Source organism: Paenibacillus aestuarii (assembly GCF_027789125.1).
GTDB classification, from domain to species: Bacteria; Bacillota; Bacilli; order Paenibacillales; family NBRC-103111; genus Paenibacillus_E; species Paenibacillus_E aestuarii.
In genome coordinates, this window is record NZ_JAQFVF010000068.1 from 1 (window position 1) to 14,650 (window position 14,650).

Here is a 14,650-nt window from a genome sequence, read left to right on the forward strand (position 1 = left end):
CGCTCATGAAGCAGGTGGTCTGGTTTTGCAGACGATTCACTTCGCACGCATATGCTGCAGGAAAGTTTCCTGTGAGCGCTATCCCGTTGGCTCAGAAAGAGGTTGAGGCGCGTCTTATGCAGCCTCACCTCTTTGTCTATGTTCAAGAAGAGGGCGCTCTAAGCACGATTCCCTTCGCTCATGAAGCAGGTGGTCTGGTTTTGCAGACGATTCACTTCGCACGCATATGCTGCAGGAAAGTTTCCTGTGAGCACTATCCCGTTGGCTCAGAAAGAGGTTGAAGCGTCGTAAGGCGCACTCACCTCTTTGTTTATGTTCAAGAGGATGGCGCTCTAAGCGCGATCCCCCTTCGCTCATGAAGCAGGTGGTCTGGTTTTGCAGACGATTCACTTCGCACGCATATGCTGCAGGAAAGTTTCCTGTGAGCGCTATCCCGTTGGCTCAGGATGAGTATAAGTCCATTAAGCGGGTTTCCCTATAGCCTGAGCTCGAGCAGGAGTCACTCTATAAACACTATCCCATTGGTTCTTGAGAAGGTTGAGTTGCCGAAGGTACAGTCGATAGCAGCAAGCTCCTGAGCCAAAGGGATAGTGTCGATAGCAGCATACTTGTGAGCCAAAGGGATAGTGTCGATAGCAGCATGCTTCTGAGCCAAAGGGATAGTGTCGATAGCAGCATGCTTCTGAGCCAAAGGGATAGTGTCGATAGCAGCGATGCTCCTGAGCCAAAGGGATAGTGTCGATAGCAGCAAGTTCCTGAGCCCAAGGGATAGTGTCGATAGCAGCAAGCTCCTGAGCCCAAGGGATAGTGTCGATAGCAACGATGCTCCTGAGCCCAAGGGATAGTGTCGATAGCAGCGATGCTCCCGAGCCCAAGGGATAGTGTCGATAGCAGCGATGCTCCTGAGCCCAAGGGTTAGTGTCGATAACAGCAAGCTCCTGAGCCAAAGGGATAGAGTCGATAGCAGCGAGCTCCTAAGCCAAAGGAATAGTGTCGATAGAAGCGATGCTCCTGAGTCATAGGTATAGTGTTGAAAGCAGCATGCTTCTGAGCCAACGGGATAGAGTCGATAGCAGCAAGTTCCTGAGTCACAGGTATAGAGTCGATAGCAGCGATGCTCCTGAGCCAAAGGGATAGTGTCGATAGGAGCAAGCCTCTGAGTCAAAGGGATAGTGTCGAGAGGAGCGTCGCCCCTCTCCTTCTATGACATGACAGCTGCGCCGCCCATCTCACCCCAATTGGCTGGGCCAGAGCACATAGCTGGTGCGGTCTTTCTCAGCGCCGAGCAGCTTTAAATATTCTTGCTCAGGTGCGTCGGCAATGCGGACGCCGTTCCAGGAGTCGATCACAAGCTTGCGCAGCTGGTTTTGTTTGACAAACATCCGAAACATGCCTTTTAGCTCCAATGCAGTTGCTTGTAGATCGGTTGGCTCAGGTGTGGCAGCTTGGTCAAGTCGATAGATACGTTTTCCGTTATTTTCTATCCAATACTGCCATTTGGTACCTTTGAAGGCTAGATAATTGCTGCCTTTCCGAGCGAAGGAGATGCCGTTGATTTCGGGCCAAGGTACGATCAAGCCATAAGGATTAGCCGGATCGACAGCGTTGATTAGGCTGATGCCCGTATGATCGGTTGCTCGAAGATCTATTCCGTTTCTCACCACAGAGGCCGCCTGCTGGAGCTGTGCGATGAAATCTTTGGTGGCAAATTGAAGCGCAGGCAAGTTCGCAATGAATAATCCGCGTACGACAAGCCCCCAGTCTTCCAACTGTTTCAGCACAACGGCGATGGAGTCCCAAGGGAAAGGGCACATCTGAGCCACAAGATCCTTGGTTAACAGGCCAAAGCGCTCCAGCAAATGATGCGTCCATGCCACGGCCGCCGCGTCTTTATCCATCACGGGACTGGCTATCGAGTCCAGCGCGTACCAGCGCCCGAGCCCGGATTGGAACTTGTCCGGCTTTTTGGACGGCCCCAGCGCATGGAGACGGAGCGGGGTGAACTGATCGTTGGCTACGCGTCCGTCCCATACCAGCTGCAGCAGTTCCTCCAGCAGTGCGGATGGAGCGCGCCCGGTTTCGATCCCCAGCTTGCTTAAAAAGCTGGCTCCTTTGGTCTGCAGCAACCCCAGTAGCTCCGGATGTGAAACAGGCCTATTTTGAACCGCCGCCAAGCAAGGCTCGTAAAGGAGATGGCTCTCAGCTAGGAAGAAGGCGATTTTGCCTTCTTTTTCATCGGACTCTTTGCGCCCTATCCACAGCACTTCCCCCGAAGAACAGAGCAAGTCAAGATCTTGCTTGCGATAAGCAGGCTGCCGAGCAGGAAAGAGGATGGCTTCCCAAAGCGAGACGGGCAAATATAAACCCTGCAAATCCCGAATGATTTCGCGAAGCGCATCGATGCCGGCCGTATCCGAACGATAAGCCAGTTTGCGCAAGAGCGGCATGTGACTTACGTAGGCTTCTGACGGGATTCCTTCTCCGTTGCGACGGTACGTTTGCAGCGATAATCGGATGATGCGCGAAGCCACTTTGCTGCTCGTCCATAACGTTTCCGTACCAGGATCGGCGAATGGCGCAGGGGTGATCTGTTGTGCTTGAAACGCGCTTTCCGTCCATGTCGTGACCACCTCTAGCGGCAGCTCGTAGCGCAGGGCGAGCTCATGCGGCGTGAAGGAGAGTTGCCGATCAGCGAATCTTTGGAGAACGAATGTTTGTGCCTCTGTTGAAAAAGCAAGCTTCGCATAAAACTCAGCCTCATCACTGCGAAAAAAACGTTCACTGCCGGCTAAGTCAACTTTCCTCACAGCTCCTCTTGCCAAAAGCTCCTGCATCCATACTGCAACTTGCTCCTCTGTATGCCCGTTGGTTTGCATCTCGACGCGGGTGGCGTCTCCATGCTCTTTCAAGAATCGGTACAAGTCTTGCGCATCTTGAACGCCCCCGGCCATTTCAGCGAGCTTACGCTCTTCATCTGCAAGCACTTGCGGGTCAATGGCATTGCGCACCGCTTCGTCGCCGAATACATCGGCAGCCATTTGGCGGCTGAAGCCGAGCAGTTCAATCTGTAAATCTCTGGAAAGTGCATCGGATTCGTATAGACGCTGCTGCACATAATCGGCTTGGAATTGCGCGGCAAGCGGTGATGGAAAATGATTGCGATGCACAGCAAATTGAATCTCTCCTGCGTGAATGGCATCCAAAACCACCTTCAAGTGCGGAATGTCGACCTGATCTTCCAGGCACACTCGCATGGCTTCTTGAAACAAAGGAAACCGCTCCTTGAAGGGGAGGGCGTCTTTGAGCAGCTCCTGGGTACGCAGCCGTTTTTTCCAGGCCGGGATGCGGGTGAAGCTCCGGGATAGGAGGAGTGATGTTTCCGCCAAGCGCTGAAATGCCGCGGCATACATGCCGGATGCGGCGACGCTCTCTATGACGCGGGGTTCAGCTTGGGCAAATGAAATGGACATGATCAGCGGCAGCAAGGTATCGTCAAAGCCGGGAAAAATCAGTTCGATTCCGTTTTCCTTGGCATTGGAATAAAGGATGGCATGGCCATGGCTTTTTAAAATCGGTTCAATCGCCATGAGCCAGGTGCGATTCAGTTTGCGTCCGAACAGACTGTGCAGCACATAGTGGGCATGCTGCTGTTCATCCAGGAATGTCTCGATGGCGACGGTGCGGTCCGTTGGCACAGTGCCGACAGCCATCTGGCTGCGTATCAAGTGAATCAGGCTGTTGCTGGCCTCTGCGTCGAAAAAGGAGGTTTCCCGCAGCCATTCCTGCACATGGAGGTCGGCTTGTCTGCGTGTTTCTTCTATAGAAGTGCTCTGTATTTGCAGCCGGTCCCGCAGTTCCCGCCATATGGCGCCGGTTTGAATACCGAGTTCAAATGTCTTGCCGCCGCCTTCGCCGCGCCAGAAGGGAATTTCACTAAAGCGGTTCTCGGCTTCGCGGACATAGATCCGCTCCGGACGGATGCGGACGATGCGCCAAGAAGCTGTGCCGAGTTGGAAGACGTCGCCGACCGTCGACTCGTGAATGTATTCTTCATCCAGTTCCCCCAGATGAAGTCCGGTTTCACTGTGATGCACGGGGTATGCCGTGCTCTGAGGAATCGTGCCAGCGCCTGTAAGCGCAGCCATCTGCGAGGCCGCCAGAGGAAGCAGGCGGCCGCTTTCGCGGTCCCATTCGATCAGCGGCCGCACGAAGGGGTACAATCCCGCGAGCACGTCGAGCATCGCGAGCCATTGCTCACGCGGCAGCTCGTGGAAGCTGTCGCTCTGCGCGAGCAGGCGCTCCAGGCGCGGCACGTCCAGGTCGTCGCCCATGGCTGCCATGGCGACGACCTGCTGGGCCAGCACATCGAGGCTCCCCCGCGGAATGCGGATGGCCTCGATGTCGCGCGCCGCGATGCGCCGGCTGAGCACAGCCAGCTCCGGCAGCATGCTGCGGCTGCGTGCGAGCAGGACGCCGCGGCTGTCGCTGCCGACGGCGTGGCCTGCGCGGCCGATGCGCTGGATGCCGGCGGCCGCAGAGAAGGGCGAGTCGATCTGGATGACGAGATCGACATGGCCGACGTCGATGCCCAGCTCCAGCGACGATGTGGCAACGAGGCAGCGGAGGTCGCCGGCTTTGAGCTGGCGCTCGACTTCGAGCCGCTTGTCGCGGGCGACGCTGCCGTGATGGCTCCTTGCGATTTCATGACCGACGTGGTCATTGAGCCGCAAGGTCAGCCTTTCGCACAGCCTGCGGCTGTTGGCGAACACAAGCGTGGTGCTGCAGCCCTCCATCAGCTGCAGCAGCTTCACCACCAGTGGCGTCCAGATCGCCTCCTTGTCCGCCCCTGGTCCTGCAGGCTCCGGCATCGTCACCTGCAGCTCATAACGCTTCTCGTCGCGGCTCTCGACGATCTCGACTTTACGCGGCTCGACATCTTCCCAGCCGCCCAAATATTGAGCGACGCGCCAAGTGGGCTTTTGCGTCGCCGATACGCCGATCCGCTGTACGGATCGGCCGCACCACGCCGCCAGCCGCTCCAGCGTGAGCGATAAATGCATGCCGCGCTTGTCCGCTGCCAGATCGTGGATCTCATCGACGACGATGCGCTCCACACTCCTCAGCATTTCTCTCGCGCGCGGCGAAGTGAGGAGCAAGTACAGCGACTCCGGCGTAGTCACGAGCACATCCGGCGGCTGCCGCAGCATAGAGGCCCGTGTGCTTTGCGACGTATCGCCCGTCCTCACGCCTACTTTGATACCGGGCCAACTGAACGAGCTTTCGCTCGCTTCCGTCGCCGCTAGCGTCTCGATCTCAGCGATAAAATGCAGCAGATGATCATGAATGTCATTATTTAAAGCCTTCAAAGGGGTGACGACGAGCACGCGTACGCCGGCGTTGTAGTCCGGCATCGTTTTGCGTTTAACGATTGTATCTAGACAGGGCAATAAAGCGGCGAGTGTTTTACCGGAACCAGTCGGTGAGGAGATGAGGGTATGCGCGCCGGCAATGATCTTCTTCCAGGCCTGCTTTTGAATATCTGTCGGTTCGCCGAATCGGGAAGTAAACCATGTATTCAGTATCGGATGAAAATCATAAGGTTCCAGCGTGGTGTGCGTCATCTCGCTCACTCCCTTTTCACATTTTCTTCCAACGATAGCATATTGCGCGCTGGTACGCCACTTAAAGCCGCCTGGGGCCTCTTGAGCAGAAAGGCAAATAAGCCTTCACCTTCCGAGAAGGAGTGTAAAGGCTTGTCTCTTAGACCAGAACTGTCCGGTTGCGGCCCTCGCGCTTAGCTCGATAGAGGGCTTGGTCCGTTAGCGACATGAGCGCATCCAGCTCTGCCGAGGAGTCGGGGTAGTGTCCGACCCCAGCTGAAATCGTAATAAAATTGTTGGCGTAAACGGGCTTGGATCTTAGTGCTGAATGAATGCGTTCGACAATGGCGGCAGCATGGGTTAGGCTCGTGTCCGGCAGCAGCAGGATGAACTCTTCTCCGCCATAGCGCCCGCAGAGGTCATCCGCTCTCGTTTTTTGCCGAAAGACTTCGGCAAGTCCTTTCAAAACCGCATCTCCCGCCTGATGGCCGAAAGTATCGTTAAATGATTTGAAATGATCGATGTCCAGCAGGACGAGGCTGAACGGTGTTTGCCGATTCATCCATTCATGTAAAACAACATCGACATGCCGCCGATTCGCGAGTCCTGTCAGTTCGTCCGTCAGCGACTCCTTTTTAAAATAATCGACTTCTTTGGTGAGAGAATCCGTGTAGAGCTGTATTGCTTTTTTCAATTGTTCCGATTCGAAATACCAGGAAGGAATGCGTTCCAGGACGTTATTCTTAATGCGTTCTCTTGTCAGTGACCGGGAATACAGCGCAAGCTTTTTTAATGGAATAACCAGCTTGTGCGTCATCATGAGCGAAAGCAGCAGCATGATCAACACGAGCGGGGCTGTGTAGTAAAACATCCGCTGCGTGACTTCCCAGACAGGCGGGTCAATCTCTGCCACAGGGGTCTGCGAAGCGACCCCCCACCCGGAAGAAGGGACCGGCGCGTAACCTACGAGCATCTCCACGCCTCTCAGGTTCGTTACATGCGCATGACCGCTTTCGCCCTTCATCAGATGCTGGGCGATGACGTTTTTTGTCACATTTTCACCGTTGCGGCTTGGATCCGGGTGGTAGATCAGATGCCCATCTTTATCGATGACCCATGCGTAGGACTGATCGGAGAAGAAATGCTCGGAAACAATGTCGTTGAGCATATTGCTTTCCTCCAAATAAATGGTCCCCGCCACCCTGCCGCGGAAGTTGCCACCGCCGTCGAACACAGGCTCTGACATGGTAATGATCAAACGCCCGGTAATGGCGCGAAAAGGTTTGGTGATGAATGCTTCCCGCGGATTATAGGGCAAGTCGGAGAGCGAGGTCTTTTTACCGATGACACCGAGTTCGGGCTGCGTTGCCACAATGACATCATTCGTATCCGCAAACACGATGGAATTAAAAAAATGATTATACCCCGTCGTCGCCAACATCGTCTGCCGATAGTTGGGGTTGTCGATATTTTGTCCGATCTCGACAGATTTTGCTTTTAAATACTGCTTCATCGTTCTAAAAATCAAATCCGTCGTATCGGCGAATTTCTTTGCGTAAGCTTCGTGCATTTGCAGGGCATTCTCTTCAAGCTTGTTACGGGTAACGTGGTAACCGGTCATGAGGGTTCCGGCAAACGTAAGCAGAATGGCAAGGGAGACGAGAAACATGACCCAAAATCGCAGTGAATACTTTCTTATCGCCGATCACCCTTTCTACGAAACTTGACATATTTCATCCAGCATTCGCCTTATCTGCTTCCCTATTGTTGCCAAATTCAGCTCACTTCATCGCAGTCGCCAGACAAATGAAAACGGACCTGCAACTGGGTGAGGGTTACAGGTCCGTTTTCTATATAATAAGAGGAGAAAAAAGGTTGGACTTTAGAATAACCTCGGGAGATTAATGTAGCCTTAAAAGAAGTTAAAATATGAATTCAGGTTCGGTTTTTGGCTGAACTGCGCATAATAACAACATCAACTTAGCTATTGTGAAGGAGCTGTTATGTAGTGATGTATGATCTGAGAGTCGGTGACGAGCTGCTCTCCATTACGAATTCATCCTGGCTGTGTGAAGGGAGCGTCTATCGGATCGTGCAAATGGATGAAACGGAAATCGTCTTTGAGAAAGGCATTCGCTGGCCCCGGGCGTCCGTTGAGATGAGTTTTGTTGTAAAGAAGCCTGCGGCTGAATCCGGCTCCGAGTAAGCACTCCGTCAGGGGTGCTTTTTTTATGAAAACAGGTCTTAGTTCGGAAAATGAGGCTCGTTCGGACTCCGGGCCCTCACCACCGCTTGATGCAGCCTGCTGTATAGCGGTTTCAGCAGTCCTACGACTTTTTCTCCCCACATAAAAAGCCCTCGCGACTCTTCCTATAAAGGAAAGTCCGAAGGCTTACATGGATCCGTTCACGAACGGTATCAGATCTTTAATTCCCCAAGCTTGATCAGTTCTACAACCGCTTGTGAACGACCTTTTACGTTCAGCTTTTGCATGACGTTGGAGATGTGGTTTCGAACAGTTTTCTCACTAATAAAGAGCTGCTGCGCGATATCCTTGGTCGTTTTGTCCTGTACCAAAAGTTCGAATACTTCGCGTTCACGGTTCGTAAGTAGAAATTTGTTTTTGTGGTCGTTGCTCATGGATGTGTGTCACCCCTCCTTGCTCGGGTATTGGAAATACAAGGTATAGGGATACAGTCAAAGTTAGTTTATGACGGGCTGCTGTCAATGGTGCGATGTACTTAGAAAAATGGGCGATCCACGCTTTTGCTCTTCCCGGAAAGCCGTGGTAAGCTGAGTAGAAGCAATGCTCTTACGGGAAGGGGCTGCATCATGTTTAGACGCAACTATTTGACGAAGCAGTTGGAGCGGTTGACGGTTACACTGCATCGTATTTTGTTCAATAAGGAACATTTGCCGCAGGGCGAGGTTCAGCCGTTATTAGAGGAAGCCAGCCGCCACTTGCTCGGAATGAATCTGAAGTCGCTGCAAGCTCTTTCCAGCAAGGACATTCTGGAGCTATTGACCTATAACGGCAGTACCGACACGGCCAAAGCGCTTGTGATCAGCGATATTTTCGCTTCGCAAGGGGAGCTCTATCGGGAGAACGGGGAGCCGGATGAAGCGTATCGCAGCCATGTGAAAGCGCTCGATCTGCTGCTAGCTCTCCAAGCGCCTGAGCATGTCGAGGACGCCGATGTAGCCAAGGAAACGGCCTTGCGTATCGGACAAGGGCTGGAGCGGCTGCGGTCATGGGTGCTTCCGGCTAGCATGCAGCTGGAGTTGTTCGCTTACTGGGAAGAGCAGGGGGAGTACGCCAAAGCGGAAGATACGCTTTTTCATTATATGGAAGATCATCCGGAGCTGGTGACAGCCGCAGTAGCCCAAGGTACTTTATTTTATGAACGCCTGCTGGACAAAACGGCAGAGGAGCTGCATGCCGGCAATTTTACCCGGGAAGAAGCGGGGGAAGGTTTGGAGCTGTTGAAGAAGAAGCTGTCTTTATTGTAAAAGAATTAATTGTCATGTCATCATATCATAAAGGATGTAATATGCATGTTGAATCCTATTATCCCTCATACCGATGAGATTACTCAGATTAAAGTTCCGCTGCCGTTCCCGCTGCGGTGGGTGAATGCCTACCTCGTGCGGGGAAGCCGCGGGTATACCGTGATCGATCCGGGGCTGCACACCCCGGATGCCGAAGCGCTCTGGCAGCAGGCGCTGCAAGAGCTTGGCATTGCCTATGAGCACATTGAGCAGATCGTGCTCACTCACCACCATCCCGACCATTATGGGATGGCCGGATGGTTCCAGGCGCGCACCGGCGCACCGGTCCTCCTCTCGGAGACCGGCCTGCGGCAGGTGCGGCTGATGTGGAACGGCGAGCAGCCGATGTCGGCGCTGCTGCTCGAGCTATTCGCGCGGCACGGCCTGCCGCAAGCCGCGCTGGAAGAGATGACGAAGCATATGGCCAGCTTCGTCGAGTTGGTGTCCCCGCAGCCTGAGGTCACGCTGCTGCGGGAAGGGCACGTGCGCCTCGGGGACCGCGTGTACGAAGCGATCGAGACCCCGGGCCATGCCGCGGGTCATCTGGTCTTCTACGACGCCGAGGCGGAGACGATCTTTTGCGGCGACCACGTGCTGCCGCAAATATCGCCGAACGTCAGCTTCCTCCCGCAGGTGGAAGACAATCCGCTCGGCGCGTATTTGCGCAGCCTGGCGGACATGGCTGCGCTGAAGGTAAAGATGGCTTACCCGGGGCACCGGGAGCCTTGGTCCGGGTTTAGCGCACGCGCCGAGGAGCTTGTGCGCCATCATCATGAGCGGCTCGCGCTCATGGAGGATCAGCTCAGCGCGCCGCTGAGCGCGTATGAAGTGTGCCGGGCGACCTTCGGCGAACGGCTCTCCATCCATCAGCTGCGCTTCGCGCTGTCGGAGACGATCGCCCATCTGGTGCTGCTTGAGGCGGACGGGCGCATTCGCCAGCTCGCGCTGGATAACGGCGTGCATCGTTTTGTGCGGAGATGATTTGGAGTTTTCAATCAGCCGTGATAAGCTGAACGTAGGGTCGTTCTTTTACTTACGGAGGGATGCAGCTATGAAGACATTTCTGAAAGAAAAGTCGCTCGTTTTAAAAGAAATGCGGGATGAGGTTTTTCATCATTTTCCACAAGCGGATATTGAAACCGCAGTCGCCCGCCTCTTGGTTGAGGTGAAGGGCATCCGTAAAATTCCTCACGAGCTTATCGCCGAAACGCTGCTAGGTGTGCTCGGAAAGACGGAAACGTACAACGTAATGATGACGTTGCTGGAGATGGATAAGAAGGTCCGGCACGACCAAGAGCTTCTCGCTAGTATGAAAGATTCGGCATATAACCTGCACCGAACGATCGCGATGTCTATTTGCGGGATGTACGGGAGCGGAGCCAGCTCGTTGTTTGGCTTTGTCGATTGCAAATTCCGGTTTTTCTTTCCACACAAACGACCCAAGTCTTTCCTCTCCAAAGGCATTTGTGCCTTGGTCGCCTCCACAGCGAGCGTGGTCATTTCGGAGAAGGTCAAGGTGGACTATAGTGAGCGCAATTTGAGCCTGCTAGCTTCCCGTGGGGTTGCCCTTGATGATATCGTCGACATCGTCGATATGCTGCAGCGGCCGTACAATCCGGATCTGGACCGGAAGCTATGCGAGCATCATGTGCTGGCGGTGCTGCGCAAGCAGCAGACGTACCATGCTGTACAACTGGCAATCAAGATTGACGAAGGCGTGGAAAAGAAAGAATTCAACCAGCAATATAATCATATTGTCGGCAGTGATGAAGGCTTGTTCGGAGTCGATGAATCGATCGCTACCGCGATTCCGCTCATGTATGGCACGATCGCTCTGACCAATTTCGGCTACTTGGATAAAGCCAAGACTGGCATTATCAAGGAGCTGGACAGCGATCATACCGGGGGCAAATGCAACACGTTCATCGATGACCTGGTTTGCGGACTTGTCGCAGCAGCATGCGGGCGACTGGCCCACAATTCGGTTTCGCCGCTTAACAAACCGCTGGATTAAATAAAAAGCATCTCCACCCACACGTTCAGGATGTGGGAGGGGATGCTTTTTTGGTTTGCTGCAGCAAGTGCCTGGCGGTGTTCAAGCCGAGAATATACAGAAGGAAGATGAACACTTCCTTTCGCTTTGAAGAAGTGTGGGCTTGGCGATCAAGAAATTGAGGAGGTTTAAATTGTCCTCCCCGTCATTCACCAAGCGGCACTTTAAACTTGATCAGTAGTAAACAGATAAAGAGTAAGGAAATGAGAAGTGCCCATATCCGGTGTGCGGAATGAATGGCGATGACATAGAACATGCAAAAGTAAAAAACGATTGACCATACAAATGTCCAACCATACTGATACGTAATTCGTCCGTAGGTTACCCAAATCAGTTCGATGACGGCAAATAAAGCGATCCATCCTAAATAATAAACAAATTTGTTCCACTTGGTCGAAGGGAAAAAATGCAGGTAAAGCATCGTTGCCGCCGGCAGCAAAACAAAAGAATTGAGCAAATCGGTCGTTTTATGATTCAGCAAGAGATCCGGATGATACTGCCATACCAGATAGTTTTTGCAGAGCAGATTATAGAGTAGATTCATACAAGTCACAAAAAGCACTGTATCATAGTAGGCTTTCCAGCTCTTCATAGCCCGGCTCATTAGTTGTGCTGCTAAAAAGGCCAGATTAGTGGTAAGAATCACGCAGCGATGCCCTCCTTTGGAATAGGATCGTTATTGTATAAATTGTGTAATTGCGCCAATCTTTAATCAGCATGTGGACAAAAAGTAGTTATAAATCGGACAAAGGCTCGTATACATAGTAGTACGAAAAAGCTTAGTACAGGCTTATAAGGAGGAAAAACTCATGAAACATCAATACTGGGTTCGTACAGCCGCTATAGCTGGGGTGGTCGCCATGCTGACAACGGGATGCTCTGTGATGGGCGGCGGTAAAAAAGCCGATATCGATCCTCCTCCGACCGCAGGAGCGGATGCAGACGCGCAGACGACTTCGGCTGCGGTGACGATCGATATGGCGGCTGACAATTCTGCGCAAATGACCGTGTACGTCAAAGATCCGAAAGGTTTCGTAGCGCCGGTGAGCCTCGGGCTGCCTAAATCGGTCTCGGTCATTAAGACGACGCTGGAGAATATGGTCGACGGCGGACCTGAGACAAGCATTCTTCCTGCCGGTTTTAAGGCGCTTTTACCGAAAAATACGAAAGTGCTGGGCGCGAATGTCACGTCGGATAAGCGGGCCGTCATTGATTTCAGCAAAGAGTTTCTCAATTATGACCAGCAGGACGAGCGGAAAATTCTCGAGGCCATCACCTGGTCGCTCACCAGCTTCCCGACTGTCGAGAAAGTTCAGCTGCGCGTAGAAGGCAAAGACTTGAAGGAAATGCCGAAGGGCAAAACGCCGCTTGATACGCCGCTCGCCCGGACAATGGGGATCAACATTGAGAAAGCGACCGATGCAGAATTCGGTCAATCCACGCCGGTCACGCTCTATTTCTTGAACCAGAACGATCAGAATTATAAATATTACGTGCCTGTCACCCGACTGGTCAAAAGAACGGACGACGTCGCCAAAGCAGTCGTGGATCAGCTCGTTAAGGGGCCGGACCTGAAGAAAGGTTTGACCGGCGTCCTAAATACGGCAACGGAAGTGAAAAGCGTCAAACAAGGTGCAGACGGTTTGGTTACGGTTGACTTCGGTTCCAGCAAGCTGCTTGACACGGATCAGAAAGTGCCCGGCGATGCGCTTCAGTCGGTCATCCTCTCCTTAACGGAGAATGCAGGGATCAAGCAGGTGCAAATCAAGGTAGATGGCGCTGTGAAAATCACTTCGACGGATAATCAGAACTACACGAAACCTGTAGGAAAACCCGTCCATGTCAACGAAGTAAAAATGTAAAGCAATTCCCTAACTGAAAATAGGTTATTTTCTCGAAATTGGCAATACTATGGAAAATTTCGGGGAGATGGCCTCTTTTTTTTACAAAAGCTTCGTACTCCATTACAATGAGAATAGGGAAGTTAAGACCAGGAGGAGAAAGACGAAATATGAGAATCAATGGAAGATCGAACCAGGAACTGCGTCCTATGAAAATAACCCCTCATTATATTAAGCATGCGGAAGGCTCTGTGTTGATTGAGGTGGGTGACACCAAAGTGATCTGTACGGCTACGGTTGAAGATCGGGTCCCACCTTTTATGAAAGGGCAGGGCAAAGGTTGGGTGACCGCTGAATATTCCATGCTTCCGCGCGCTACGCAAGTCCGCAACCAGCGTGAAGCGGCCAAGGGCAAGTTGGGAGGCCGTACGATGGAGATTCAACGGCTCATTGGGCGTGCTCTGCGTTCCGTCGTTAATTTGGAAGCATTGGGCGAAAGATCGATTACGCTCGATTGCGATGTCATTCAAGCGGATGGCGGTACGCGCACCACTTCAATTACCGGCGCTTTTGTTGCTATGGCTTTTGCCATCCAGAAGCTGGCAACCGATAAGAATTTGAAAACATTCCCGATCAATGATTTTCTGGCTTCGGTCAGCGTAGGCGTCATCGGCGATACGCCGCGATTAGATCTGAATTATGAAGAGGATTCGCAAGCGAAAGTCGATATGAATGTCGTTATGACAGGTTCCGGTCAATTCGTCGAAATTCAAGGAACGGGCGAGGAAGCGCCATTCTCCCGCAAGGAGCTGGATGAGCTGCTGTCCTTGGCGGAGACGGGCATTCGCTCTATGATCGAAGTGCAGCGCAGTGTGCTCGGTCCGATTGCAGCGCGCATTCGCGGGGTGGAACATGCAGCTGCAGAGTAATTTTGTCGTCATTGCAACGCGGAATGAAGGCAAGGTGAAGGAATTCGCCAAGCTGTTTGAGCCCAAGGGCTATAAGGTGCGGAGCTTGGCTGATTATTGCGATCTGCCGGAGATTGTAGAGAGCGGCTCGACGTTCGCCGAGAATGCGCGGATCAAAGCGCAGGTTATCTCTGCCCATCTCCACGTGCCCGTGCTGGCGGATGATTCGGGGCTTTGCGTAGCGGCGCTCGATGGAGCGCCTGGCGTGTACTCGGCACGATTCGCAGGCGAAGGTGCGACGGATGAGGCCAATAACGCCAAGCTGCTGCAAGCGCTGCGCGAGAAAGCGGCGGCAGGTGAGCTGCCTGCTGCGCAAGCTGCCGCCGGCCCGCAAGGCGGCGCAGCGGAGCATCCGGAGCTGCTGAGCGAGGCGGCGTTCGTATGTGCGCTCGCGTTGATCGATCCCGTCGCCAACGAGATGATCGAAGCCGAGGGACGCTGTGAGGGCTTCATTATTGAGCAAGCGCGAGGTAATGGAGGCTTCGGCTACGATCCGCTGTTTTACATCCCGACGCTGCAGAAGACGATGGCCGAGCTGTCGGTTGACGAGAAGAACGAAATGAGCCACCGGGCCAAAGCGCTGCGCAAGTTTCTGGGCAGCCTGCCGGATCCGGAGCAATAAACGGCAAAACCTGCTCC

At 53.3% G+C, this 14,650-nt stretch carries 12 protein-coding genes; 8 read left to right on the forward strand and 4 right to left on the reverse strand.

Annotated features, from left to right (window positions below):
• The coding region (locus O9139_RS24170) for a hypothetical protein (protein WP_270884322.1) at positions 1-281 on the forward strand (281 nt) is incomplete at its 5' end.
• Between the two features lie 948 nt (positions 282-1,229).
• Here O9139_RS24170 and O9139_RS24175 read toward each other — a convergent pair.
• Positions 1,230-5,621 (reverse strand): DEAD/DEAH box helicase, encoded by a 4,392-nt coding sequence (locus tag O9139_RS24175; protein ID WP_270884323.1) that lies wholly within the window; start codon positions 5,619-5,621, stop codon positions 1,230-1,232.
• 139 nt (positions 5,622-5,760) lie between these two features.
• Positions 5,761-7,269: a sensor domain-containing diguanylate cyclase gene (locus O9139_RS24180; protein WP_270884324.1), complete on the reverse strand. Its 1,509-nt coding sequence runs from the start codon at positions 7,267-7,269 to the stop codon at positions 5,761-5,763.
• 342 nt (positions 7,270-7,611) lie between these two features.
• Between O9139_RS24180 and O9139_RS24185 the strand changes: the two genes are divergently transcribed.
• A complete protein-coding gene (locus O9139_RS24185; protein ID WP_270884325.1) occupies positions 7,612-7,806 on the forward strand; it encodes a hypothetical protein in 195 nt (64 codons plus the stop codon).
• A 212-nt stretch (positions 7,807-8,018) separates the two neighbouring features.
• On the opposite strand, the gene O9139_RS24190 is transcribed toward O9139_RS24185, so the two are convergent.
• Entirely contained in the window at positions 8,019-8,240 is a 222-nt protein-coding gene (locus O9139_RS24190; protein ID WP_270884326.1) for a helix-turn-helix domain-containing protein, read from the reverse strand.
• A gap of 192 nt (positions 8,241-8,432) precedes the next feature.
• On the opposite strand from O9139_RS24190, the gene O9139_RS24195 reads away from it, so the two are divergent.
• The 3 genes from O9139_RS24195 (at position 8,433) to O9139_RS24205 (ending at position 11,163) form a co-directional block, all read left to right on the forward strand.
• A complete protein-coding gene (locus O9139_RS24195) occupies positions 8,433-9,110 on the forward strand; it encodes a DUF6483 family protein (RefSeq protein WP_270884327.1) in 678 nt (225 codons plus the stop codon).
• Between the two features lie 45 nt (positions 9,111-9,155).
• Positions 9,156-10,130: an MBL fold metallo-hydrolase gene (locus O9139_RS24200; protein WP_270884328.1), complete on the forward strand. Its 975-nt coding sequence runs from the start codon at positions 9,156-9,158 to the stop codon at positions 10,128-10,130.
• 70 nt (positions 10,131-10,200) lie between these two features.
• On the forward strand, positions 10,201-11,163 hold the full coding sequence (locus O9139_RS24205; protein WP_270884329.1) for a phosphatidylglycerophosphatase A family protein: 963 nt from the start codon (positions 10,201-10,203) through the stop codon (positions 11,161-11,163).
• Between the two features lie 184 nt (positions 11,164-11,347).
• Here O9139_RS24205 and O9139_RS24210 read toward each other — a convergent pair whose 3' ends face one another.
• Positions 11,348-11,848 (reverse strand): CBO0543 family protein, encoded by a 501-nt coding sequence (locus O9139_RS24210; RefSeq protein WP_270884330.1) that lies wholly within the window; start codon positions 11,846-11,848, stop codon positions 11,348-11,350.
• Between the two features lie 163 nt (positions 11,849-12,011).
• On the opposite strand from O9139_RS24210, the gene O9139_RS24215 reads away from it, so the two are divergent.
• The 3 genes from O9139_RS24215 (at position 12,012) to O9139_RS24225 (ending at position 14,633) form a co-directional block, all read left to right on the forward strand.
• The gene (locus O9139_RS24215) at positions 12,012-13,064 is read left to right on the forward strand and encodes a GerMN domain-containing protein (protein ID WP_270884331.1); all 1,053 of its coding nucleotides are present in this window, start codon (positions 12,012-12,014) and stop codon (positions 13,062-13,064) included.
• A 149-nt stretch (positions 13,065-13,213) separates the two neighbouring features.
• Positions 13,214-13,972 carry a ribonuclease PH gene (rph, locus tag O9139_RS24220; protein ID WP_270884332.1) on the forward strand — a complete coding sequence of 253 codons (759 nt, stop codon included), beginning with the start codon at positions 13,214-13,216 and terminating at the stop codon, positions 13,970-13,972.
• Complete coding sequence (locus O9139_RS24225; protein ID WP_270884333.1) at positions 13,956-14,633, forward strand: non-canonical purine NTP pyrophosphatase; 678 nt, start codon at positions 13,956-13,958, stop codon at positions 14,631-14,633. The genes rph and O9139_RS24225 overlap by 17 nt, the downstream gene beginning before the upstream one ends.
• Positions 14,634-14,650: the final 17 nt, after the last annotated feature.

Bases quoted from the DNA above. Each gene is read 5' to 3' on its own strand.
- O9139_RS24215 (WP_270884331.1), top strand. From the start codon at position 12,012: ATGAAACATCAATACTGGGTTCGTACAGCCGCTATAGCTGGGGTGGTC.
- O9139_RS24195 (WP_270884327.1), top strand. From the start codon at position 8,433: ATGTTTAGACGCAACTATTTGACGAAGCAGTTGGAGCGGTTGACGGTT.
- O9139_RS24200 (WP_270884328.1), top strand. From the start codon at position 9,156: ATGTTGAATCCTATTATCCCTCATACCGATGAGATTACTCAGATTAAA.
- O9139_RS24225 (WP_270884333.1), top strand. From the start codon at position 13,956: ATGCAGCTGCAGAGTAATTTTGTCGTCATTGCAACGCGGAATGAAGGC.
- O9139_RS24205 (WP_270884329.1), top strand. From the start codon at position 10,201: ATGAAGACATTTCTGAAAGAAAAGTCGCTCGTTTTAAAAGAAATGCGG.
- O9139_RS24185 (WP_270884325.1), top strand. From the start codon at position 7,612: ATGTATGATCTGAGAGTCGGTGACGAGCTGCTCTCCATTACGAATTCA.
- O9139_RS24190 (WP_270884326.1), bottom strand. From the start codon at position 8,240: ATGAGCAACGACCACAAAAACAAATTTCTACTTACGAACCGTGAACGC.
- O9139_RS24180 (WP_270884324.1), bottom strand. From the start codon at position 7,269: ATGTTTCTCGTCTCCCTTGCCATTCTGCTTACGTTTGCCGGAACCCTC.
- O9139_RS24175 (WP_270884323.1), bottom strand. From the start codon at position 5,621: ATGACGCACACCACGCTGGAACCTTATGATTTTCATCCGATACTGAAT.
- rph (WP_270884332.1), top strand. From the start codon at position 13,214: ATGAGAATCAATGGAAGATCGAACCAGGAACTGCGTCCTATGAAAATA.